19 protein-coding genes and 1 pseudogene are annotated in these 25031 nt (G+C 45.7%); 8 read left to right on the top strand and 12 right to left on the bottom strand.

Translation table 11 applies throughout. The features are described from left to right. Positions 1 to 64 precede the first annotated feature (64 nt). The 3 genes from aldA to galU all read right to left on the bottom strand — a co-directional run bounded on the left by aldA (position 65) and on the right by galU (position 3677). On the bottom strand, positions 65 to 1498 hold the full coding sequence (gene aldA, locus BBC0122_RS03005; protein ID WP_077991172.1) for an aldehyde dehydrogenase: 1434 nt from the start codon (positions 1496 to 1498) through the stop codon (positions 65 to 67). 256 nt (positions 1499 to 1754) lie between these two features. Further along, positions 1755 to 2747, bottom strand: a complete 993-nt coding sequence (locus BBC0122_RS03000; RefSeq protein ID WP_077994456.1) for a KpsF/GutQ family sugar-phosphate isomerase — start codon at positions 2745 to 2747, stop codon at positions 1755 to 1757. A gap of 48 nt (positions 2748 to 2795) precedes the next feature. Beyond that, entirely contained in the window at positions 2796 to 3677 is an 882-nt protein-coding gene (gene galU, locus BBC0122_RS02995) for a UTP--glucose-1-phosphate uridylyltransferase GalU (RefSeq protein ID WP_077991171.1), read from the bottom strand. 302 nt (positions 3678 to 3979) lie between these two features. Here galU and BBC0122_RS02990 point away from each other — a divergent pair, with 302 nt between their 5' ends. Beyond that, positions 3980 to 5230, top strand: a complete 1251-nt coding sequence (locus BBC0122_RS02990) for a lytic murein transglycosylase (protein WP_149866719.1) — start codon at positions 3980 to 3982, stop codon at positions 5228 to 5230. Positions 5231 to 5245: 15 nt separating this feature from the next. Then, positions 5246 to 6310 (top strand): SGNH/GDSL hydrolase family protein, encoded by a 1065-nt coding sequence (locus BBC0122_RS02985; RefSeq protein ID WP_077991168.1) that lies wholly within the window; start codon positions 5246 to 5248, stop codon positions 6308 to 6310. A 163-nt stretch (positions 6311 to 6473) separates the two neighbouring features. Here the strand turns inward: BBC0122_RS02985 and BBC0122_RS02980 are convergent. From BBC0122_RS02980 to BBC0122_RS02965, 4 genes and pseudogenes are all read right to left on the bottom strand, one after another. After that, a pseudogene (locus BBC0122_RS02980) lies at positions 6474 to 6895 on the bottom strand (metallopeptidase family protein). A gap of 109 nt (positions 6896 to 7004) precedes the next feature. Continuing rightward, on the bottom strand, positions 7005 to 7610 hold the full coding sequence (leuD, locus tag BBC0122_RS02975) for a 3-isopropylmalate dehydratase small subunit (RefSeq protein ID WP_077991166.1): 606 nt from the start codon (positions 7608 to 7610) through the stop codon (positions 7005 to 7007). Between the two features lie 285 nt (positions 7611 to 7895). Further along, entirely contained in the window at positions 7896 to 9920 is a 2025-nt protein-coding gene (locus tag BBC0122_RS02970) for a M3 family metallopeptidase (RefSeq protein WP_077991164.1), read from the bottom strand. Between the two features lie 435 nt (positions 9921 to 10355). Next, positions 10356 to 11807 (bottom strand): ABC transporter substrate-binding protein, encoded by a 1452-nt coding sequence (locus tag BBC0122_RS02965; protein WP_077994455.1) that lies wholly within the window; start codon positions 11805 to 11807, stop codon positions 10356 to 10358. A gap of 663 nt (positions 11808 to 12470) precedes the next feature. On the opposite strand from BBC0122_RS02965, the gene mgtE reads away from it, so the two are divergent. The 4 genes from mgtE to BBC0122_RS02945 all read left to right on the top strand — a co-directional run bounded on the left by mgtE (position 12471) and on the right by BBC0122_RS02945 (position 18357). Beyond that, positions 12471 to 13850, top strand: coding sequence for a magnesium transporter (mgtE, locus tag BBC0122_RS02960; protein WP_077991162.1), 1380 nt, complete (start codon positions 12471 to 12473; stop codon positions 13848 to 13850). Positions 13851 to 14234: 384 nt separating this feature from the next. Beyond that, on the top strand, positions 14235 to 16064 hold the full coding sequence (gene typA, locus BBC0122_RS02955; protein ID WP_077991160.1) for a translational GTPase TypA: 1830 nt from the start codon (positions 14235 to 14237) through the stop codon (positions 16062 to 16064). A gap of 67 nt (positions 16065 to 16131) precedes the next feature. Further along, positions 16132 to 16659, top strand: coding sequence for an inorganic diphosphatase (ppa, locus tag BBC0122_RS02950; protein ID WP_077970583.1), 528 nt, complete (start codon positions 16132 to 16134; stop codon positions 16657 to 16659). A gap of 414 nt (positions 16660 to 17073) precedes the next feature. After that, on the top strand, positions 17074 to 18357 hold the full coding sequence (locus BBC0122_RS02945; protein WP_077991158.1) for an MFS transporter: 1284 nt from the start codon (positions 17074 to 17076) through the stop codon (positions 18355 to 18357). 96 nt (positions 18358 to 18453) lie between these two features. On the opposite strand, the gene BBC0122_RS02940 is transcribed toward BBC0122_RS02945, so the two are convergent. Together BBC0122_RS02940 and BBC0122_RS02935 are read right to left on the bottom strand one after the other, a co-directional pair. After that, positions 18454 to 18747, bottom strand: coding sequence for a YggT family protein (locus BBC0122_RS02940; RefSeq protein ID WP_077991146.1), 294 nt, complete (start codon positions 18745 to 18747; stop codon positions 18454 to 18456). 165 nt (positions 18748 to 18912) lie between these two features. Then, positions 18913 to 20250, bottom strand: coding sequence for an MFS transporter (locus tag BBC0122_RS02935; RefSeq protein WP_077991141.1), 1338 nt, complete (start codon positions 20248 to 20250; stop codon positions 18913 to 18915). A gap of 112 nt (positions 20251 to 20362) precedes the next feature. On the opposite strand from BBC0122_RS02935, the gene BBC0122_RS02930 reads away from it, so the two are divergent. Next, positions 20363 to 20575, top strand: a complete 213-nt coding sequence (locus BBC0122_RS02930; protein WP_077991139.1) for a heavy-metal-associated domain-containing protein — start codon at positions 20363 to 20365, stop codon at positions 20573 to 20575. Positions 20576 to 20602: 27 nt separating this feature from the next. On the opposite strand, the gene BBC0122_RS02925 is transcribed toward BBC0122_RS02930, so the two are convergent. Beyond that, positions 20603 to 21022, bottom strand: coding sequence for a MerR family transcriptional regulator (locus tag BBC0122_RS02925; RefSeq protein ID WP_077991137.1), 420 nt, complete (start codon positions 21020 to 21022; stop codon positions 20603 to 20605). Positions 21023 to 21223: 201 nt separating this feature from the next. On the opposite strand from BBC0122_RS02925, the gene BBC0122_RS02920 reads away from it, so the two are divergent. Then, a complete protein-coding gene (locus BBC0122_RS02920; RefSeq protein ID WP_077991135.1) occupies positions 21224 to 23668 on the top strand; it encodes a heavy metal translocating P-type ATPase in 2445 nt (814 codons plus the stop codon). A gap of 89 nt (positions 23669 to 23757) precedes the next feature. On the opposite strand, the gene BBC0122_RS02915 is transcribed toward BBC0122_RS02920, so the two are convergent. Both BBC0122_RS02915 and BBC0122_RS02910 read right to left on the bottom strand, forming a co-directional pair. Continuing rightward, positions 23758 to 24312 carry an invasion associated locus B family protein gene (locus tag BBC0122_RS02915; RefSeq protein WP_077991133.1) on the bottom strand — a complete coding sequence of 185 codons (555 nt, stop codon included), beginning with the start codon at positions 24310 to 24312 and terminating at the stop codon, positions 23758 to 23760. A 108-nt stretch (positions 24313 to 24420) separates the two neighbouring features. After that, a complete protein-coding gene (locus BBC0122_RS02910) occupies positions 24421 to 24951 on the bottom strand; it encodes an RNA pyrophosphohydrolase (RefSeq protein WP_077991131.1) in 531 nt (176 codons plus the stop codon). Between the last annotated feature and the right edge of the window lie 80 nt (positions 24952 to 25031).

Here is a 25031-nt window from a genome sequence, read left to right as displayed (position 1 = left end):
ATTCAGAAAGCACCCTCGTCAGGCGCTCTCTGAAAAGCTATGCTATTATGCTCTGAATTGCAAATCAATTCTGGATATAGACAACATGGGTATGCGTATATTCGAGAATTCCATGCTTGCCGTCGGCACCACCGATGCCCGATTTTTTAACACCGGCGTGGAAACCTTGCATAGCCTCGAAATTCTCGCGGTTGATGTAGGTTTCTCCGAAACGGAGTTCATTTGATGCACGCATGGCGGTCGAAAGATCTTTGGTATAAATGGATGATGTCAAACCATAGATCGTGTCATTGGCCATTTCTATCGCTTCATCAATTGTATCAAATGATACGACGGGGAGAACCGGTCCGAACACTTCATTCTGCACAATTTCCATTTTCTGTTTGCAATGGGCAAGCAATGTCGGCTCATAGAAATTACCATGTTTCATATCGGCAGGCTGACCGCCAACAAGGCATTCAGCACCTTCTTTAAGTGCCCTTTCGACAAAGCCGGAAACCGAAGACAAAGCCGACTTGTTAATCAACGGCCCCATATCGGCATCGGCCATTTTTTCCGGATCGCCATAGCGGACGGCCTTCATGGCTTTGCTCATTCTTTCAAGAAAGTCTGCCTCGATGGATTTGTCGACATAGACACGTTCTGCACAATTGCAGACTTGACCGGTATTGATAACGCGCGAAGCAAGAATTGCCCGCACAGCCAGATCAAGATCGGCATCCTTGGCAACAATTGCCGGTGCTTTACCGCCGAGTTCCAGATTGACTTTGGTAATGTTCTTTGCAGCAGCAGACATAATACGAACGCCGGTATCGACAGAACCGGTAAAGCTTACAAGCCCGACATCCGGATTTTCGCAAATATTCTGGCCGGTGGTTGAACCACGCCCGAAAACCATATTGAATACGCCCTTTGGCAAATCTGTATTGGCAACGATCTTGGCGAAAATTGAAGCGTTGAGCGGCGTTTCGACACTTGGCTTGATGACAATCGTATTGCCGACAAGAAGTGCCGGTGCCATTTTACGGGCAATCAGAAAGAAAGGAAAATTCCACGGCAAAATACCGCCCACAACACCAATCGCCTGCCGCATCAACAAAATTGTTTCTCCGGGGCGATCGGAAGGTATAATTTCCCCTTCAATGCGACGTGCCCATCCGGCCATATAATCCATATAGTCGGCCGTAAAATTTGCTTCCACCTTTGCAAGTGCCTGAGTTTTGCCTTGTTCCCTGACCAGAATGTTTGCGACCTCGTCCGCATGTTCGCGCACCTTCTGGGCAATCTGCTTTAAAAATTTTGCGCGTTCTATCGCCGGTAATTTCTCCCATGCCGGCTGTGCTTTTTTGGCTGCGGCAACAGCCCTGTCAACTTCTGCCTTCGGAGTGTCGTAGATTTCTCCGATCACTTCGTCAGTTGAAGGATTGGTAACAGCGATCGTCTTGCATCCTTTGCAATCGACGAGCTTGCCGTCAATAAAGTTAAATTCAGGTGTCATAAAATCCTCCACGTATTTCTAACTTATTATGCCTATGTCAAACTCTGACACAGGCATTACAGAATAGTCTAAATCCGTAGATTATGCAATTTTGAGAAATATTTTTCCTGAAAATAGCTATTAAAAAGAAACAAAAATCAAAACACGGTTTATTTTATTTAGAATAATTATAGCGAAATATTAAACCCGCATTCCATTCAATAATAAAATCCGTTTAATTAACCGGCTAAATATAATGAAAAGTAACCGGAGGCGGTCAAATTGCGCCAATTCTTAGAAGATCATGGAAATGGACAAGGCCAACCGGTTTTTTATTTTCCACCACCAGAAGAGCACCAATTTTATGATCGTTAATCAAGGCTGTTGCCGCGCCGACCATCATATCCGGCGTTACCGTTTTGGGGTCTTTTGTCATCACATCATTGACCGTGAGTTTTGAAAGGTCGCGATTGATATTACGGGCAAGATCACCATCGGTAACAATGCCTTCGAGGTTGCCTTCATTATCGACAACAGCAACACAACCAAAATGTTTTTCTGTAAGCACCTGCATGGCATCTTTCATCGGTGTACCACTTTTGACAATCGGGATACGATCGCCACGGTGCATGATGTCACGAATGAATTTGAGATTTGCTCCAAGTGATCCACCGGGATGAAAAATCTTGAAGTCACTGGCAGTAAATCCGCGCATTTCGAGAAGTGCAACCGCCAGTGCGTCACCCATTGCAAGCTGCATTGTGGTCGATGTTGTGGGAGCAAGTCCATGCGGACAAGCTTCTTCTACTTTAGGCAAGAGCAACAATATATCGGCAGCCTGCCCCAAAGCCGAATGTGCACCTGATGTCAAAGCAATGAGAGGAATACGAAAACGCGCGGCATGATTCAAAATTCCGCCGAGTTCGACCGTTTCACCCGACCACGATATTGCAAGGATGACATCCCCCACTTCGATCATTCCCAGATCACCGTGGTTAGCTTCCGCAGCATGGACAAAAAATGCCGGTGTTCCGGTGGAAGCGAGAGTTGCGGCAATTTTTGTACCGATATGCCCGCTTTTTCCAAGACCCGTTACAATAACGCGTCCTCTGGACTGGAGAATTTTTTTAACAGCTTCGGCGAAAGGTTTGGAAAGACCATCGTCGAGTGCCTTTTTAATAGCCGCAAGTCCGGCCATTTCAACAGAAATTGTGTGATTGGCAGATTGAACTGCGTCAGAAGCGGAAAATTGAAGGTCTTTATCGGTCATCATGACCCGATTTGATAAAGCAAATCGGGTCAGACGTCTACTATAGTTTTATTTTTTTGTAGTGTTCAGCAATGCTGTCAAAGGTGCCAAAACCTTTTCACGCATATCAGAGCGCGAAAGCGCAAAAGCAACGTTCGCCTCGATAAATCCTGTCTTGGAGCCGCAATCAAATGTTGCCCCTTCAAAGCGATACCCGTAAAAATTCTGGTCTTGTGCAAGTGAGCACATACCATCAGTCAACTGGATTTCGTTGCCGGCTCCTTTTTCCTGCCGTGACAGAATATCGAAAATTTCCGGCTGCAAAATATATCGCCCGTTAATATAGAGGTTGGAAGGAGCTGTGCCCTTTGCCGGTTTTTCCACCATCTGGGTTATTTCAAACCCGTGGGCGACCGCTTTACCTTTACCAACAATACCATATTTATGTGCCTCTTCCGGATCACATTCCTGAACAGCAACAATATTGCCGCCGGTTGCTTCATAAAGGCGAACCATTTCCGAAAGGCACCCTTTTTCGGCTTGCATGACCATATCAGGCAAGAGAAGAGCAAAAGGTTCGTTTCCAACAAGTTCGCGAGCACACCAAACTGCGTGCCCCAATCCCAAAGGCTGTTGTTGACGGGTAAAAGACGTTGTGCCGGGTTGCGGTTGTAAATCTTTAAGGTGGGCCAACTCTTCCTTTTTTCCACGTTCGGCAAGCGTCGTATAAAGTTCGACCTGTGCATCGAAATAATCTTCGATAACCGCTTTGTTGCGACCGGTCACAAAAATCAGGTGTTCGATGCCGGCTTCACGTGCTTCGTCAACCACATATTGAATAACAGGCTTATCGACGACGGTGAGCATTTCCTTAGGAACTGTTTTGGTTGCCGGTAAGAAACGTGTTCCAAGTCCCGCCACGGGGAAGACTGCTTTACGGATTTTTTTCAAACTGCTCTCCCGATATAATCGACTTTACAAATTGACTCGGTTGCATTCTATAACGTGGATGATGGAAAAAGCATGTTCACAGCCATCATCTTTTTTCGCAAGATGCAATCTTAAGTGATGACATTATAATAGCCAAAGGCTAAATAAATTATCAATGCCACTATGAAAATGTCATTTTCCCGATTTATTTTCCTCATGAAGCCTACGATAAACCGTTCATAAAAATAAAAAACGGATTACTATTGTGAAGGGTGCATTTTTGCAAAAGGCTGACATTTCTAACGCGCGGAGCACATATGAAAATGAACAGCAATAATATCGAAGAGAAATCCGGAAACCGGATAACCAGACGATTGGCAATTTTCGGCGGAATGTGTTTCGTTGGCCTCACCTGTTCTGTACCTGCAATGGCGCTCGGTTCGGACATTGCGTTCCGCCGCTGGATTGCCGATTTCAAAAAGACTGCATTGAATGCCGGCATTACATCGGCAACTTTCAATCTGGCTTTCAAGGGGGTTGATTCTCCTGATCCGGAGGTGTTGAAGAAAGCTGCCTATCAACCCGAATTTACGGATCCGACGTGGAATTATTTTGACAATCGTGTGCAGGACAATGCCATTGCACTCGGTCGTGCGCATGGGAAAAAATGGGCAAAATGGCTCAATGCAATTGAAAAGCGTTTCGGTGTCGATCCCAACATTCTTTTGGCTATCTGGTCGATTGAATCCGATTTTGGCGAGGCCATGGATCGTGACACGGCAATGCGCGACGCGATACGCTCGCTTGCCACTCTCGGCTATGGTGACAAGCGGCGGGCAAAATATGCACAAACACAACTGATCGCGGCACTGAAGATTTTACAATCGGGCGATATTGACAGGGCTCATTTGCAAGGTTCCTGGGCCGGTGCTTTGGGGCATACGCAATTCATTCCCACGAGTTACCTTATTTATGCTGTCGATATGGATGGCGATGGCAAGCGCGATATATGGACATCGGTTCCCGACGCTCTCGCCACTGCCGCCAACCTTTTGAAGAAAAATGGCTGGCAGGAAGGCCGCGGCTGGGGATATGAAGTCATTCTGCCTGAAAATGGTAAGTTCCCGCCCGGTTCGCTTACTCTTGCCGAATGGGCAAAAATGGGTGTCAAGCGCGCCGACGGAAAGCCGTTTGCTTATCCTTCCGATAAAGCCACTTTGAAACTTCCGGACGGTCGCAAGGGGCCGGTATTTCTGGTGACAAAAAATTTCTTTGTTATCAAACGGTATAACAGTGCCGATCGTTACGCATTGGCGGTTGGATTGCTGTCCGACAGGATCGCAGGGCGTCCCGGATTGGTAAAAGATTGGAACCGTCCATTTACCCCGCTTACCATTCAGGAACGTCAGGAATTGCAAACCCGATTAACGAAATTGGGTTATTATCACGGCAATATTGATGGCAAAAACGGTGAAATAACCAAAAAAGCCATTCAGGCGTTCCAAAGCCGTAACGGCTTGCCAACGGATGGAAATCCAAGTCGGGAACTGTTGACCATTTTGCGTAGCCGCTAATCCGGAAATTTTTCGATGAAAAATATCTTGAGGATCGCCATACTGATTTTGCCTGTAAGCATTCTGGCATTCGCACCTTCAAACGCAGATGCACGCAATCTTTTCGATATCATTTTCGGCCGCAAGCAACAGACGCAGCCCGATTATCCGCCGCCACCGCCGCCGGTGAAGAAAAAACGCATTATCAAAGCACCTGTCCCGCAGAAAACAAATCAGAAAGCACCGGATGCAAAACGCATTCTTGTGCTGGGAGACTTTGTCGGCAATGCCGTGGCAGACGGATTGAACCAGTTTTATGCGGAAAATCCGAAAGTTGTTATTCTTGCTTCGACAAACCTGTCTTCGGGACTTGTCAATGAAAGCCATTATAATTGGCTGGACAATATCGGAAAACTGGTAACGAAGGAAAAACCCGACATTATTGTCATGGCACTTGGAGCCAATGATAATCAGCCTATCAAAACGGGCGAAAAAACCATTAATGTCGAGGATAAGGAATGGAGCGATAATTACCGTCAGAGAATAGTTTCACTTTCGGGCGCGCTGAAAGGGACAGGGAAGCCATTTTTTTGGTTGGGGAACCCGTCGTTCAAAGACCCGCAGCTCAGTCAGACCATTTCTTCACTCAACAGACTTTACAAACAACAGATGGAAGCGGCCGGTGGCCATTTCGTTGACGTTTGGGAAGGTTTTATAGACGAACAGGGAAAGTTTGCACTTTCCGGCTATGACGTTAACGGGAAAACGGTACGCCTTCGCGCCAATGATGGAATTAATTTTACCAGTGCAGGCAAGAAGAAGCTTGCCTTCTATCTCGAAAAACCATTGGAAAATCTCATTAGTCTCAACGGAGACAATGAAGGTGACAAAGTCAAGGTTGATCCGAACGGGCCTGTTATTTCCATATTACCCCGTGATGTCGACCGCGTTGCACCCATCGGCTTTTATGATATGGCGGGCCAGAACAATGGTTTGTTAGGAGACACAGAAACACCGAAACCCGACAAAGCCGAAGACCATTGGAAGCCCAAAAATGGCAAAGAGGCCGGACGCGCCGACAACTTTTCTTCAGTCCAGTAAAATTGCGTTTTTTTTGGGGGGCGTAAACCCGATTTTTGTGTTCGGAAAATCAAAGGTTAACAGGCTTTTCTAAAACCCGACATCGAACAGGGTGAAGTCGGAGTGAAGAGTTTTAAACAAGCCGAAAACCGGATGATAGCAACCGCAACAAGATTGCTTCCGCTTATTCGACCGCCTCTTCTATCTCGTCAAGCGTATCATCGGATAGGCCGAAGTTGCGGCCGATTTCCTGAATGAGGACGTGGGTAACAATGTCACCCAACGCTTCATCATTTTCCGACCAATAATCAAGAATAGGCCGCCGAAACAATGTCATCCGGTTCGTCTCGTTACCTGTATTGAGCGAAAAACGTTCACTAATTCCCTGCCCTTCAAACAATCCCAAAAGCTCGAAGGGGATTCAAGTCCCATGTCATCCATCATTTGATCATCGGGAAAATCTGTCACCGATATAATAAGATCATCGCAAAGAACCCGAAACTTCGACGGCAAATTCGCAAAAGAATTGCGAGCAATCGAGTCGAGTTCGTTGAGACTTGGAGACAGGCGGGAAGCCCAATTATGACTACGGTCTGGTCTAGCCATATAAATTACATGCTCCGTTGCTGCTATTTTAAAACGCGGTACATAAAACACGCAAGTTAGCGGCCAATTCAAATTTCAAATTGATGTTATTCAGCAAAATCCGCTTTATTCAAGCCCAAGGATGTTCCTTTGCATTCTTTTTTTCAAACGAATCTATTTCCGAGACTTTGCGCATGGTAAGACCAATGTCATCGAGCCCGTTTAACAGACAATGGCGACGAAATTCATCAAGATCGAATTTCAATGTACCACCATCGGGCCCATGGATTTCCTTTTTTTCAAGGTCGATGGTCATGGTTGCATTGGCACCACGTTCTGCATCTTCCATCAGTTTTTGTAAATCTTCGGGACTGACAATAATTGGCAGAATACCGTTTTTGAAGCAATTGTTATAAAAAATATCGGCAAATGAAGTTGAAATAACACAACGTATGCCGAAATCGGCCAATGCCCAGGGCGCATGTTCACGCGAAGAACCACAACCGAAATTATCTCCGGCGACAATGATTTTGGCATGACGGTAAGCCGGTTTATTCAAAACGAAATCAGGATTTTCCGACCCGTCATCAAGATAGCGCATATCCGCAAACAGCCCTTTACCAAGACCGGTACGCTTGATCGTTTTCAAATAATTTTTCGGAATAATCATATCGGTATCGATATTAACAACCGGCATTGGCGCTGCAACACCCGTCAGTGTTGTGAACTTTTCCATTTTTCAAAATCCGAATTTTAGAGTTTTTCCAATAGTTCTTACTACTGCATGAAGGAGCTGTCAAAACCAAGATAGAAGGCTTTATTATATTTCCTTGATCGCCTGAAGACTATCCGGCTCAATGACAGCACCATATTTTTCGCTTCACCACAGACAAATTCCCGAAAACCCGATCTATCGTCATGCATTAAAGCGAAAACCGGTATCTGGAGAAATCCAAAACCGCAAGTGGAAAGAGTTTTCCTTCCACTTGGGTGAAGAAAATAGCGTTGGACGCCTATCGCTTCATATGCCGCGTTTTCTCATCAATGCATCAGGCGAAGGAAGCCGTCCTCTGAAAGCCTTGTATAGCTCTTCGGGATCGCGGCTGCCGCCAGCCGAATAAATATATTTTTTCAGTTTTTCAGCCGTGGCCGGATCAAAAGCATTGCCGGTTTCTTCAAATGCCTCGAACGCATCTGAATCGAGGACTTCCGCCCACATATAGGAATAATATCCCGCCGAATAACCGTCACCGGTAAAAACATGGGTAAAATGCGGCGGACGGTGACGCATAATGATTGCCTTCGGCATACCCAATTTTTTCAATTCTTTCTTTTCAAATTCGGTCGGGTCATCAACTTTGCCACCTTCATGAAAAGCCATGTCGACAAGTGCCGAGGCCGTAAATTCAACGGCATCGAAACCACCATTGAACGTGCGTGCAGCCAGAACCTTGTCGAGCAATTCCTGCGGCATGGGTTCACCGGTTTTGACGTTCCTTGCATAAGTTTTCAAAGTTTCCGGAACAGTGACCCAATGCTCGAACAATTGCGAAGGAAGTTCGACAAAATCTCTTGCCACAGATGTTCCCGAAACAGATGGCCATTTTACTTCCGATAGCAAGCCGTGGAGTGCATGTCCGAATTCATGGAACAGGGTTCGCGCATCATCCAGTGACAAAAGTGCCGGTTTTCCCTTGGGCGGTTTGGCAAAATTACAAATATTATAAATGATCGGTTTGCGCCCTTTTCCCAAATGGTGTTCGGTTTGTAATTCGCTCATCCAGGCGCCCGAACGTTTGCTGGGGCGGGCAAAATAATCACCAATAAAAAGTCCGCGTAAGCTGCCATCCGGATTTTTTACCTCGAAAAGCCGCGCATCTTCATGCCACAAGGGTACTCCATGCTTTTCTTCAAAAGAGACATCGAATAGCTTCTTTGCGGTGGCAAAGGCTGCCTCGATCATTTTATCGAGTTCAAAATAGACTTTGACCGAAGCTTCGTCGAAGGAGAATAATTTGCTGCGAAGCTTTTCGGCATAATAGCGCCAATCCCATGCTGCCAATTCGTCATTGCTTCCCGTTTGTGCTGCCAGTTTTTGCAACGCGTCGGCTTCTTTTTCAGCCTTGGCGACTGCCCGCTTCCAGACTGGCATTAAAAGATTCATGACGTTATCGGGCGTTTTGGCCATTGTGTTATCAAGTTTGAATGCAGCAAAAGATTTGAAACCAAGAAGCTTTGCCTTTTCATCACGCAACGCGATAATTTCTTTGATGACTTCACGATTGTCATTTTTATTGCCGTTTTCACCACGTTTTGCCCATGCTTCAAAGGCAATCTGGCGCAAGTCCCGCCGGTCGGAAAAAGTCAAAAACGGTTCGACAATCGAACGGGCAAGTGTCAGTGCATAGGAATCCGGTTTTCCCCTTTCCTTTGCCGTCTCTTTCATGGTTGCAACAAGATCGTCGGGAAGTCCGGCGAGGTCGTTTTTTTCAAGATAAAGCACCCACTCGGCTTCATCATTCAACACATGCTGGCCGAATTGCGCGCCAAGCAGAGCCAATCTCTCGTTTATCTCTGCCAGTCTTTTTTTATCTTTTTCATCAAGAAGCGCACCGTTACGCACAAAACCCTTCCATGTGAGTTCGATCACACGGGTTGTTTCAGCATCGAATTTTGCTTTTTTTGCTTCCTCATGGAGGGCGTCAATTTTTGCAAAAAGCCGCGGATCCATCATCAATTTTGAGGAATAGCGCGACAGTTTGGGCACAAAATCCTGTTCCAATTGCTGGATCAGCTCATTGCTATAAGCACCCGAACGGAGAAAGAAAACAGAACATACGTGGTCAAGTGGCTGACCGGCAAGTTCAAACGCCTGCAAAAATCCATCTATTGTGGCAGGTTCCGGCGAGGCGGCAATCTGTTCAATTTCGGCTTCGGCATCTTTTAATGCTTCTTCAAAAGCAGGCTTGAAATCTTCATCATGGATTTTTGAAAAATCAGGCAGACCTTCAAAACCGGACCACTCCAGCAAAGCCGTTTTTGACATATTTTTTCTCCAATAATTTATTGCAATTCATTTGCATCGGGCAATACGCTATTCATGTAATCATTAAAAGCGGGAATACCAGCTTATCAGGAAAGCTTTTAAACAAAGAAATTGTTGTGCCGTCATGAAAACCGCCCTTTCCTTCCGCAAAAGCCGAAGCGGACGACTATAAAATAATTCTGGCATAAAATGATTCATGCATAAAAAGCCTGTGATATGAAATAAGCGGGATATGAAATAAGCGGGATATGAAACTCCCTTGGCTATTTTGGATAAATTCTCTTCCGTTTGACGCGCGAGGCAAACGTGGTGATTTAGGGGTACGCCCCTTTCAAAACATTCCCGTTTTCGGGATTTTTTCACGTCTTCGGCAAAACCGGAAAATAACGGTAAAACAAGGCTTGTCCGGAACGGTTTGCGCAATTTGCCAACACTTCAATCCTTATAAACGTTGGATAACCGTATCAGCCCGTCGGGATAAGGCTGAAAGCCATGAAGTTTTCTGGTGTAGGCATAGATATTGTCAGGGTGTCCCAGATAAATGACGGGCATATCTTCCTGAAGAACAGAAGCTGCATAATGATAAAGATCGACCCGTTCTGCCGGATCGAGTGTTTGACGGGCGAGCGACAATTTCTTATCCAGTTCGGGGTTGCAATATTTACCGATATTGTCTCCGCCGCCGCATGTAACGAACCAGTAAACGTTTCCATCCGGATCAATACGCCCGCTCCATTTTTGTGCAGATACCTCGAAATTACCATCGCTATTGTCAATCGCAAGTTTTGTGTCTTCTTGCGGGTGAAGGCTCACCTGAAAGCCTGCTTCATTGACCATTGTCCGGATTGCCTCGATTGCTTGCACAACTGTCGGGTCATTGCTGTGGGAAATCCGGACTTCGATTTTCTGATTTGCAAAACCTGCTTGTTCGATCAATTGACGCGCTTTTTCAAGATTACGCGGGGAAACAGGAAAACCCGGATTGAACCAGACAGTATCCGGCGCCCAGGGCTGATTGCCGACAACCATAGCCCCGCCATAGACGTGTTCGTTAAGAGATGCACGATCAATAGCCAGCGAAAAGGCCTGCCTTAACAATTTTTGTTGACCGAGAGGTGTTCCGGCCTTGTTACTATTTGCTATATTAATGACGAGAGCAATATAGCCCTCGCTTGCAACACTATCGGTTTGCAATCTCGATGTTTTTTTTGCTTTGTCAAAATCATTTGGCGACAACCTGTCAACCATATCGACAATTCCCGCACGCAAATTGGCAAAACGAACCGCAGGATCTTCAATTGTTAGAAAGGTCAACCGGTCAAGTTTGATTTCCCTGCTATTCCAGTAACGATCGAATTTTTCCAGAACAATTCTGTCACGGGGAACATGTTCGACAAAGCGGAAAGGCCCTGCACAAACAGGTTTAAGACCAAAGTCGCTTCCCATTTCACGGGCAGCTTTGGGTGAAACCATGACACCGGCGCGGTCGGCCAGATGCGATAAAAGCGTAGCATCCGGATATTTCAATTTGATTGTCAGTTCAAACGGTCCTGTTGCCTCGATTTTTGCAACGGAAGCAAGTTCGTTATCCCGCACAGATCGGGAAAAACTCATAGCCCGTTTCAAGGAATAGACGGCGGCATCGGCGTTGAATGGCGTTCCATCATGAAAGACGACATCCTTTCGCAAGTCCAATTTCAAAATCTTGCCATCGTCGGAAAAATTCCAATCCTCTGCAAGTTCGGGAATAAAATCGGCCTCGCGGGAAATGTCGATAAGCTTGTCGCACATGGACATGTAGACAACACGTCCGGAAAAAGTGCCCGATAAAACCGGATCAAGACTATCAGGGTCATCCGGCAATGCAATTTTGAGTTCGGAAGCCATTGTCGGGAAACAGACCAAAACAATTGAACAGATGCAAAAAAAACAGAACGATACCGCGCCGATAATCGCCTTTAGCAATAAATTGCGCTTTCCGTCTGTTTCAGAAAAATCGGTCAACTGTTTCACTATTGTCTCGATCTCGTTCAATACGCCGTGTTTTCAATACCTCATAGCAGTTCTGCCACATGCCCGCGACAGCTCGCTCTTATGATTTGACATAGCGCATTTGCCATCCAATACCATGACGAAAGATTATTATCAGAACGAGATAAAGCAATCATTTTTTTCAATTTTTCTGCTTCGTCAATTATCCGGTTTTTTATTGCTCTATAAAAGTAACAAATAAATTCGAATTATAAATTTTCGGTTTTTCACGCCCGTCCGATTTTTTGTTCTTTAACGAAAACAAATGATTATAATTGTGACAAAACGAAGCAAAAGGCGGCGAAATATCGCCCGAAGTTTCCACTGTTTTTTGCTGTTTAAAGAATAAAAGTGACTGATAGACAAACAGTGCTTGACTTTCGTTTAAAACATAACAATTGAAACATCTGCGTAGGGAAATGCTCCCCCCACATATGATCTGTCGGGATGTCAAACCTGCCCTATAGATTACCCGACAGGTTGAATGTCCGTAATGAACTGTTCTGAAGGAGCTCCATCATGACTGAAAACCAGACTTCAGCATTCGATGTCAAAACGCTGTCTGCTGAGGCGCTTGCCGAGCGCTTGAGCCGTCTGCATTTTGCCGACGCTGTCGATGTCATCAATGATCTCGACATTGTCGAACGTGTCAATGTGTTCAAATTTTTGCCGATCGAATATGCGATAGAACTGTTTGACAAACCGGAGCTTGACGAACCCGGACAGATTCTCGAAATGCTCCCCACAGAACGTTCTGTCACAATTCTTGACGGAATGTCTGCCGACCAGGCTGCGGACGTATTTCAGGAAATGGAAGAGGCAACCCGCGCCAAACTTTACCCGCTCCTGAAGCCGCTCACCCGTGCCGAGATGAAAAAGCTGTCGAGTTATCCTGATGGCAGCGCCGGCGCGTTAATGACAACAGAATTTATTGCGGTTCCCTCCACCTGGACGGTTCGTCAAACACTTGACCATATCCGTGATGTCGAACGTACGCGCGAGACGGTTTACGCAAGTTATGTCATTGATCCGGAAACCAGTGTTCTTATCAAAGCGGTTTCGCTCAGAAATCTTATTCTGGCAAATCCTGATGATACTATTCTTAATGCTGCCACCAATGGCGAACCGATCAAAATCGGTCCTTTGACCGATCAGGAAGAAGTTGCACGCCTGTTCCGGCGTCACGATTTGCTCTCGGTTCCGGTTGTTGACGAAACAGACCACGTCATCGGCATTGTGACAGTTGATGACGTGCTCGATGCCATGACTGAAGAAATGAGTGAAGATGCTTACAAATTCGGTGGTATGGAAGCGCTCGACAAACCCTATATGGATATCGGTTTTTTCGATATGATGAAAAAACGCGGCGGCTGGCTTGCCGTTCTGTTTCTGGGTGAAATGTTGACCGCGAGCGCCATGCAGCATTTTGAAGTCGAACTTGAAAAAGCCATTGTTCTTACTCTTTTTATTCCGCTTATCATGAGTTCCGGCGGTAATTCCGGTTCACAGGCAACATCGCTTATCATTCGTGCACTCGCATTAAGAGAGCTTGACCTCAAAGATTGGTGGAAAGTCGCTTTAAGAGAAATACCCGCAGGCGTGTCTTTGGGCGCAATGCTCGGATTGATTGGTGTCATACGCATTATAGTGTGGCAGAAAACCGGCATATATGATTATGGCGAGCATTGGGTACTGGTTGCAATAACTGTAGGTGCTGCCCTTATCGGCATTGTTATGTTCGGTTGTTTGACCGGTTCTATGCTTCCGTTTCTCTTGAACCGTCTCGGATTTGACCCGGCAAGTGCTTCCGCGCCTTTTGTGGCAACACTGGTCGATGTAACGGGTATTGTGATCTATTTTTCCGTTGCAGCACTCATCCTGAGTGGCACACTTCTATAAAAATCGCATAATCCAATAAATTTTTCAGGCTGCTGTTCCACTTAATCCGATAACAGCCTGAAATCATAGTATCGCAGAATAACAGCATATCCGGGCTTGAGAGGATAATACGCAAACTATTGATTCATATTGTCATTAATCGCCATTATTTGCCAAAAAGAAGAATATATCCGGCCATGGTTATTGATTGGTCCGATGGCTATTCTCATATAAATAGGGCGATGCTCTCGAAGTTTCGCAGTGATGAGAACGAGTTTATCTTAGTCAAAAACAGTTTCCCCTCTTCCAAAAACTGTAAAAAACTTGTAAGAGGCATGCAACCCCATGCGGTAGCTCTGTTTGTTACCGTATTTTGAAATTTCAGTGAACGAAAAGAAGATCTACATGCAATTGCGCAATATTGCTATCATTGCCCACGTTGACCACGGTAAAACAACGCTTGTCGACGGGCTATTAAAGCAATCAGGAAATTTCCGCCAAAATCAACGCACCGGCGAGCGTATGATGGATTCCAACGATATTGAAAAAGAACGTGGAATTACCATCCTTGCCAAAGTTACCTCTGTTGTATGGAAAGATACGCGTATCAATATTGTTGATACTCCCGGACACGCCGATTTCGGCGGCGAGGTTGAACGTATCCTCAATATGGTGGATGGTGCGATTGTTCTCGTCGATGCAGCAGAAGGCCCGATGCCACAAACAAAATTTGTTGTCGGCAAAGCCTTGAAAGTCGGGTTGCGTCCGATTGTTGCGATTAACAAAATTGACCGTCCTGATGCACGTCCTGAAGAAGTTATCAACGAAGTTTTCGATCTGTTTGCTGCACTTGATGCAACAGACGAACAGCTCGATTTTCCGATTCTTTATGGTTCGGGGCGCGATGGCTGGATGGCTGAAAGCCCCGAAGGCCCGAAAGATCAGGGCTTGGCACCTTTGTTTGATATGGTGGTGCGCCATGTTCCGGCTCCGACAGTTGCTCCCGGCCCATTCACAATGATTGGAACCATTCTTGAAGCCGATCCATTTCTGGGACGTATTATTACCGGCCGTATCCACTCCGGAAAAGTTAAACCCAATCAGGCTGTGAAAGTTCTCGATCAACAGGGCAATCTCGTTGAAACGGGCAGAATTTCAAAAATTCTTGCTTTTCGTGGCCTTGAACGCCAACCGATCGAAGAAGGTGACGCCGGTGACATTGTGGCAATTGCCGGTTTGCAAAAAGGGACAGTTGCCGACACATTCTGTGACCCGTCTGTGACCGAGCCGTTAAAAGCCCAGCCTATTGACCCGCCAACGGTGACAATGAGTTTCCTTGTTAACGACAGTCCGCTTGCCGGCACAGAAGGTGATAAGGTTACAAGCCGTGTTATTCGCGACCGGTTGCTCAAAGAGGCTGAAGGCAATGTCGCCTTGAAAATCGAGGAGTCAAAAGACAAGGATTCCTTCTATGTTTCCGGCCGTGGCGAATTGCAACTTGCTGTACTCATCGAAAATATGCGCCGTGAAGGTTTCGAGCTTTCGGTTTCGCGCCCGCGTGTTGTCATGCATACAGACGAGAACGGAAACAAGCTTGAACCGGTAGAAGAAGTCGTCATCGACGTTGATGAAGAATATTCGGGCATTGTTGTCCAGAAGATGTCTGAACGTAAAGGCGAAATGATCGAGCTTCGGCCTTCGGGTGGAAACCGTGTCCGCATGGTCTTTTATGCGCCGACGCGCGGCCTTATCGGCTACCAGTCGGAATTGTTGACGGATACACGTGGCACGGCTGTCATGAACCGTCTGTTCCATGATTATGAACCTTATAAGGGCGATATTGCAGGGCGCACAAACGGTGTCATGATTTCCAATGATAATGGTGAATCGGTAGCCTATGCCCTGTTCAATCTTGAAGATCGTGGCCCGATGATTATTGATGCGGGTGTCAAGGTCTATCAAGGAATGATTATCGGCATACATTCACGCGATAATGATTTGGATGTGAATGTCTTGAAGGGTAAAAAACTCACCAATGTCCGTGCGGCAGGCAAGGATGAGGCGGTGAAACTGACACCTCCGATCAAAATGACGTTGGAACGTGCTTTATCGTGGATTCAGGATGATGAGCTTGTCGAGGTTACGCCAAAGAATATTCGTTTGCGCAAGCTATACCTCGACCCGATTGATCGTAAAAGAAACGGTAAGCCGCGTCCATCCGATAGCGCTGCCTGATTTTTGACCATTTACGCCGGATATCGAAAAGGTATCCGGCTCTTTTTATTCTGGAAAGGATGTCTCTATGAATATTGATTTGATCCCCATCGGCAAAAATCCGCCGGAAGACGTAAATGTTATCATTGAAGTTCCTGTCGGCGGACAGCCAATCAAATATGAAATGGATAAAAAATCCGGTGCATTGTTTGTTGACCGCTTCCTCTATACACCTATGACTTATCCGGGGAATTACGGTTTTGTTCCGCACACATTATCCGAAGATGGCGACCCGATTGATGTTCTCGTTCTTAACACCCGTCCGCTTGTTCCGGGCTGTGTAATCAATTGCCGTCCGATCGGTGCTTTGATTATGGAAGATGACGGCGGCAAGGATGAAAAGATCATTGCTGTTCCGACTCCGAAAATGACCCAACGCTATGTTGATGTTCACGATTATGCCGATATGCCCGAGATCACTTTGAAACAGGTTGAACATTTCTTCCAGCATTATAAAGATCTCGAACCCGGAAAATGGGTCAAGATCGGTGGTTGGGAAGACGAGGATTTTGCCCGCGAACTTATCAATAAAGCGATCAAGCGCGCTAAAAAATAATTGATAGGCCATCTGTCAATTTTCTGAGTTCAAGCCTTATTTCATAAAACGCCCGTCAAATTTGGCGGGCGTATTTTTTTGCAACTTATCAAAGTCTTTTTTAAATTGCGGTATTTCTTTTTTCCGTTGTTTTGAAAAAAGACATTCAAGACGAAAACGTGTTTTTACGACAATTTGATTTGTCTTTGGAAAAGTCCAATGCCTAAATTCTTGCCAATTCCGGAATAATCGGGCGAGAACATTATCCTGATTGAACGGGTTGATATTTCTGGTTCGTGATTGGAAATATTTAAAAAAAATTCTTCCGACAGCATGTCGCTGCCGGTCGTTTTTTTAAGTAGAAGCTTCAACAAGACATGCAGGTAAAAGCCGAACCTGTATTCTGACGAGAATGACGCAACAGGGTTTTAATGCATGGAAGGCCGTATAAACACAGTTAAAAAACAACATCACATCACCAAAGGTGATGTTGCCGCGGTTGCCGTCGGCAATGCTGTCGAATTCTATGATTTTATCGTCTATACAACATTTGCAGTCATGATCGGGAAAACTTTTTTCCCGTCTGATAATGCGTTTTCAAGCCTGATTTTGTCGGTTTCTACGTTTGGCATAGGTTTTATAGCCCGCCCCTTGGGTGCAATCCTCATCGGCACCTATGCCGACAAGGTCGGACGCAAACCTGCAATGATCCTGACAATGTTGTTGATGGCAATCGGCACTGCCGGACTTATTCTTCTGCCCGGTTACGAGACAATCGGAATTGCTGCGCCGATATTACTGGTTGTAGCGCGATTGGCACAAGGACTGGCATGGGGCGGCGAAGCAGGACCTGCCACAACGTTTATCATGGAAGCAGCCCCACAGGGAAAACGCGCTTTTTATGCAAGTTGGCAGATTGTAGCACAAGGAAGCGCGGCCATAGTCGCCGGTTTGGTCGGTTATATTCTAAGCCTTTATTTAAGCCACCAGCAACAAACCGATTGGGGCTGGCGGATTGCATTCGGTCTTGGGCTTTGCATTCTACCCATTGCAATTTTAATGCGTCGCCATTTGGGTGAAACGTTGCAACTTGAAGACAAATCCGAAAATAACTCGACAAAGGGACTGCTGAAAGAAATATTCGAGCATCACAGTGCTTTGATTTTTATCGGAATATTCGTTCTTTCCGGAAGTACCGTCACGCAATATTTCTTGAATTATACAACAACCTATGCCTTGACCGAGCTGCACTATGGCGAGAATTTTGCCATGCTTGCCACTTTTGTTGTGGGGGTGGGTGTTGTTATTTTTGCATTGATCGGCGGCTATTGTGCCGACAGGTTCGGGCGGCGGGAAACAATCGTTATTCCGCGTATTATTTTGCTTGTTATCCTTTGGCCAGGCCTCTATCTCGTCAACCAGCATAATAATATTTGGGTCTTTTTCGGTGTCATTACCGTTTTCACGGCATTGCAAAATATTAGTGGTGCCGGAATTGTCATATTTTTATGTGAATGTTTCCCGAAAAGATTGCGGGCAACCGGTTTTTCCATCTCCTACGCGTTGGGAATTTCTCTATTTGGTGGAACGGCGCAAATTGTTGTGACGTGGATTTTGAAACTGACAGGAAATCCCGCCTCACCGGCTTACTATCTGATCTTCACCAATATTCTGTGTTTGGGGGCAGTCTTTTTAAGCCGGAACAAAAAAGTTCACTAAAAGCAGTTAAACAATTGCGTAAGTAAGGGATGTCGATCGCATCCACTGCCAATTTTCTTTAGCTGGTTTCGTCAATCGACAGATAATATCGAAATATCAGAAAAAGACTCCGAAATAGGCGCGCCACATAAAAATGCGGATGAAATAGATAATCAGGAAAACAACGATTGGCGATATGTCGATTGAGCCGAGATTCGGCAAAACGCGCCGTATTGGTGCAAGCACAGGTTCTGTTGCACGGTAAAGGAAATTGCCGATTGCGGCAATTAACGGATTATGCGGATTGACAATGTTGAATGCATAAAGCCAGGAAAATACCGCACCAGCAATGAGAATGAAAATATAAACGCTAAAGACAAGGTCTATCACAGATAGTAAAGCAAAAATCATTCTCTAATCCTTTGAACGTCGGTCGATAGTGAAATTGCCATTCCGACATAGAATGGGCAAGCCTTTTTTATCAGGCTTTTAACGCTTTTCCTAAAAACTGCCGGAAGTGCTAAAAGTTGCCGGCTCAATTCCATTCCGGTCAAATTCCGTTTCAGTCAACAATAATCACAAATTCTCTGTTTCCAGTTCTTCAATCCCTATCGGCATTTGCTTTTTCTCTCCGTAGAAAATGAGGTAAAGCCCGACAAGGCTTGCAAGCAGGGAAATAACAATCAGATACCACATGTGGAACATCGGAAAGATCGGTTGCATCAAATTGATGACCCACGGTGTCAAGCCGCCAAATATCGCATAAGCAATATTATAAGAAAAGGACAATCCCGAAAACCTGACAGTTGCCGGAAAACCGCGCACAATCACATAAGCGACCGAACCGACATAACCGGCGAAAAAGCCCAGAAAGGCGGAAAGCACAAAAAACAATCCCGTCGAATAGCCTGCACAGTGATAAAAAATATAGACAACGATAGCAAAAGCAATTCCCGAAAAAGTAAAAAACTTGCCGCTCCCGAAACGGTCGCAAAGAAATCCGGCAACCGGCGTTCCAAGAATAAGGAAAAAACTCGTTATCGAATTGGCGGCAAGTGTAATATCGCCAGAATAATGATAAGGCGCTGCCTTCATATAATTCGGCGTGAGCAAGGTACTAATCATGACCGTTGCCGATAATGTCCAAGTCAGCAATATAGCGACGCTGACGCTTCCCAAATAATGTGTCAAAACCACTTTCAAAGGAATGTCTTTTGATAGGGCTTTCTTCCTTTTCAACTCTTTGAAAATCGGCGTTTCTTCCAAAAAACGCCGGAGCCAGACAGCGATAAGCCCGAAGATTCCGCCAATAACAAAGGCAACCCGCCAGCCCCAGAAATCTGTTACATTTTCAGGCCATGGCAACACATTGTTATGAACAATATGATTGATCGCAAATGCAATGAACGAGCCGATCAAAATGCCGAGTGACAAACCCGAAGTCAGAACACCTGTTGCCAAACCGACATGACGTTCGGGAACATGCTCTGCAACAAACGTCCATGCACCGGGTACTTCGCCCCCGACAGCAAGCCCCTGCATCATCCGGCAGCATAACAGAATGAGTGGTGACGCAAGCCCGAAATGGCTGTAGGTCGGCACAAAAGCCATTCCCAGAGTTGCAAGTGACATCAAAAGCACTGAAAACGTAAAAATCCGTTTTCGTCCAAGCTTGTCGCCAAGGTGCGCCATGACAATTCCGCCAATGGGGCGCATGAGATAACCCGCAGCAAATATGCCGTAAGTCCATGTTGTGGCAAGCCAGGGCGACATTTCCGCAGGCAAAACCGTACGCGAAATCTCGGCGGTGAAAAATACAAATATGATGAAGTCATAAAATTCAAGCGCTCCCCCCAAAGAGGCCAGCCCCAAAGTGCGTATGTCATCACCATTCAAATTACGTGCAGACTTCATCTTTTTCCTGTTTTATGGGCTTTATCAAAATAAACAATTCTCCACCCTTGACCTTACCCTATAGGAAGCCCTCATATTATAGTAAATAGTCAATAGGTAAAGGAATATAAAAATGTCTGAGAAAAACACAAGCTTGTTCAAGGTAGAGGATATGACATGCGGGCATTGTGTAAAAACAATCACCAATGCGATAAAAGAAAAATATCCGTCTGCCGATGTCAATATCGAACTCGACAAACACCTCGTCAAGGTTGGCGGTGTTACGGATAAAGCGAGCCTCTCCGAGATTATAAAAGAAGAAGGCTATACCCCTCAGGCTTTGTAAAAGGGCTTTTTTTCTCTCTTCAAGCGGTCAAGCTTGAAGAGAGCTTGTATCTGCAAGGCTTTCGATAACCTTGCATTCGTGTATTTTATGACCGCTGCACGGCTTTGTTATTCTTTCCAGTTCGTTTTCGAGAATTTTCAATCGTGCAATTTTCATACGTGTTTCTGCAAGTTGCTTGTGCGCAATTGTATCGGCTTCGCCACATGGATCATCCGGATGTTTGGATAATGCAATAAGCTGGCGTATGGCTTCGATAGAAAATCCGAGATTTCTTGCTCGCAAAATGAACAACAGGCGCTTGTAATCTGCCTCGACATAACGGCGTTGATTGCCTTCTGTGCGCTCCGGCTCGTCAAGGAGGCCAATTTTCCCATAATAACGGATGGTTTCGACATTGCAGCCGGTATGTTTTGATAATTCGCCAATTGAAAAATAAATTTTCTGCATTTTTCCTCTTGAACCTGTAGTTACTACAGGAATTATATAATTATTCGACAATGATTTCCACAGTCAGAAATGCCCTTTCAAGGAATTTCAGTTCGTGGATGTCGAGAGCCGGATTTCAAAAATTTATCTCCATCGCTCTCCGATTTCCATGGTCGGGATTTTTGATACATGACGGGAAAGCCTTAAGAGGAGAAACAATCTATGGCTGAAGTCGAAAAGAAAACCGCTCCACATAATCACGCTCAACAGCACGACAGGGATAACCCCGTGAGCGACGATAAAGAGCTTCATGAAATTCTCTCCCTCGCAGCCGACAACGACCATCATCGCACCGGAAAGAAGTCGTTGACCGTGGGGGAAGAGGAACACCATCATGAACATCACTCCCGCGCCGGTCACAGTCATGACGATTCCCATAAGCATAGTGACGATCAATGTTGTGGCGATCATTGTCACGAGCATTCTCATGAACACCACAATCATTCCCATTCTCATGACCATGATGACGAGGATGAAAAAATCGTCGAAGATGATCCGCGGCTAGAGGCGGGAAATGACTCTTTATGGCGCGTCGAGGGCATGGATTGCGCAGCCTGTGCCAGAACAATTACCACCGCTTTGGAACGTATGTCCGGGGTCGGGAATGTCCATGTTTCACTCACCAGAGAAAGACTGTCTTTGAAAGCGGATAAAAGCCGCGTCAGCCCCGAAGACATCGAAAAAACAGTAAGCTCGCTTGGCTATCGTCTTTATAAAATTGATGGTGACCAGCCACACCAACACAATGAAGAAAAATCGTGGTATAAGACACAGAAAGGTAAAGTGGCTATTTTTTCCGGTGTCTTATTGGCATTGGCCTATATTGCCTCGACTTTTTTACCTGACTTAACATTCTGGTTCTTTACAATTGCAGCGCTCGTCTCGCTTCTGCCTGTCGCAAAAAGGGCATTTGCCGCATTGAAAAACGGTAGCCCTTTTACCATTGAAATGCTGATGACAATTGCAGCAATCGGTGCAATTTTTATCAATGCGACACAGGAAGCGGCTGTCGTTGTTTTCCTGTTTTGCGTTGGCGAAGTGCTTGAAGGTGTTGCAACAGGCCATGCCCGCGCTGGTATAAAGTCATTAAGCAAACTTACCCCCAAGACAGCATGGAAGGAAGTTCACGGGAAGCTTGAAGAAGTCCCTGCTGACAGTCTTCAAATTGCCGACACTGTCCTTGCTCGTCCCGGTGACCGTATACCGGCGGATGGTGTTGTTGTCGATGGGACATCGGGTGTCGATGAATCGCCGATTACTGGTGAATCCATTCCTGTGACAAAGACGGTCAATAGCAAAGTTTTCGCCGGTTCCATCAATAATGAATCCGCTTTGCGCATTCGTGTCGAAACCAGACCCGCCGATAATACGATCGCGCGTATCATTTCTCTGGTTGAAGAAGCGCAGGATGCAAAAGCCCCCACACAACGCTTTATCGACGCTTTTGCAAAAATTTATATGCCGATTATCGTCGGTATTGCGATCCTTGTCGCCATTATTCCCCCGCTCTTTGACGGGCAATGGAAGGAATGGACATATCGCGCATTGGCTTTGTTGCTGATCGGTTGTCCTTGTGCGCTGGTTATTTCTGTGCCGGCAGCCATTGCATCGGGACTTTCGGCCGGAACCCGCCAAGGGCTTCTGGTAAAGGGTGGCAATGTTGTCGAGGCCTTATCAAAAGTCGATTGCATCACATTCGATAAAACCGGTACTTTGACAAAAGGCATGCCGATTGTGACTGATGTTGTCGCAACCGAATATTCGGAAAACGAGGTATTGCAACTTGCTGTCGCCCTCGAACGGGAATCGAGCCACCCGTTAGCTGTTGCTATCATAACAGAAAGCGGAAAGCGTAAAATAGAAGCCGTTCCGGTAAAAGATGTAAAAGCTGTTGCCGGTAAAGGCATTACCGCTGAATGGAACGGCAAACCGGTTTTCATTGGCGCGCCGAGATTTTCTCACGATTACGGCATTATCGGTGAAGCATTGCAAACAAGTGCCGACAAATTCGAGAATGAGGGAAAAACAGTCATTGTTGTCCATCATGATGGCAAGGCAATCGGCGTTATTGCAATGCGTGACGAGCCAAGAGACGACGCCATGAATGCTTTGGACCAACTGCATCGTTTAAAAATCGAAACAGTCATGCTTACCGGAGATAACAGATTGACCGGTGAAGCCATTGCAAAAAAACTCGGAATTTCTGTCAAAGCCGAGTTGATGCCCGGAATGAAAGTGGCAGCGATCAACGAACTTGGAAAAAATCATATCGTTGCTATGGTGGGCGATGGTATCAATGATGCACCAGCGCTTGCAGCCGCAAATGTCGGCATTGCTATGGGATCGGGAACCGATGTGGCATTGGAAACTGCCGATGCAGCAATATTGCGCAACCGTGTGAGCGATATTCCCACACTGATTTCGCTAGCCCGCACGACAATGTTGAATATTAAAGAAAATGTTGCCATAGCGCTCGGCTTGAAGTTGATCTTCCTGCTGACAACAATCTTCGGCATTACAGGACTTTGGCTTGCGGTTATGGCAGATACAGGCGCAACGGTTCTTGTCACACTCAACGCATTACGGCTTTTGTTATTCAAAAAATAAGTTGTAATTCAAAAAAATAAAATGGCTCGCAAGAGCCATTTTCCATACGTTTTCAAGCGTTAATGATTAAACAGCCAAATGTCTGCTGCTTATTTCTTAAGTGCTCCCAAACGATCAAGTGCCGATCCGAAACCGTCAAGCTGAACAAAGAGATTGTCCAGAACCTGTTCTCCATTACCGGCAGATGTTGCTTTGACGTTCAGCTGTTTGCCACTGCGCAAGCCGGCAATTGATGTCTTGTCAAAAGCAACAGGCACAATACAGCCAACCGGCATACATGTGCGAACATTTGTTTCAATCACAACCTTGGTGTCGTCAACCTGAAGCTTCACCGGTTTGGAAACCAGAATACCGAAGGGCACAACCAGAACGCCGGATACATCGCCGTTATTATTGGTCGACACATTCATGCTGATAACCGGCTGGTTCTGATTATTGACTTCCTGACGAAGAAGAGCACACGCTTTTTCACCATTTTGCACAGCGCAATTGACAGTCCACAAACCATAGGTTTCAGTAAGCGACGACGCACCATTCGGCAATGTAGCAGAACCCGGTTTGACCTCCTTATCATTGGCGGCCTGAGCCGAAAAACTGGAAAATAGCAGACCGACAGCAAAAAAGGAGTAGAGTAAACCCTTCATTTGAATATTCTCTTCCGAATTATTTATACCCAATATTTAAAATTCTGTTTACCCGTATAAAGGATGTCAGTCTTTCAAACCAGACAATTTTTCTTCCAGCTTACTATATTAACAAACAATATGCCTGAACTGCGCAACAACTTTTTCATATACAGCTTGTTTAAAAGGCACGACCATCATCGGAAGAGCTTCGAGATCCACCCACTTCCATTGGTCGAATTCTGCTGCATTGTTTTCCGGCGGCGGATTGATTGCTATTTCCTTGTCATCACCCAAAAAGCGGAAAGCAAACCATTTTTGCGTCTGGCCACGATATTTCCCTTTTAAAGCAATACCGACAAGCTCTTCAGGCAAATCATAAGTGACCCAGCCCTCTGTTTCCTCGATCAACTCTATAGAGTGAACACCGGTTTCCTCGTAAAGTTCGCGTTTGGCCGCATCAATCGGCTCTTCGCCCTTGTCGATACCTCCTTGTGGCATTTGCCAGATTTTGGAAGCACCTTTAAGCTCGCTTAACCTGTTTGTAATACGCCGTCCCGCCCAGACTTGGCCGTTTTTGTTGAACAAGGCTATACCGACGCATTTACGATAAGGCAAATCCATCGGTTTTTTTTGTTTCTCACTATCACTTTTTGTCATTATCTTACCAATATCCTACCAATATCCTACCAACCGCATTGTTCGTCCGAGATTCTATATAAACTCTATAACGGTTTCAA

It is taken from the genome of Ditibartonella choladocola (assembly GCF_002007565.1).
Classification (GTDB): Bacteria; Pseudomonadota; Alphaproteobacteria; order Rhizobiales; family Rhizobiaceae; genus Bartonella; species Bartonella choladocola.
Note: the sequence above shows the minus strand (reverse complement) of the source record. Positions and strands in the feature narration are given on the sequence as shown.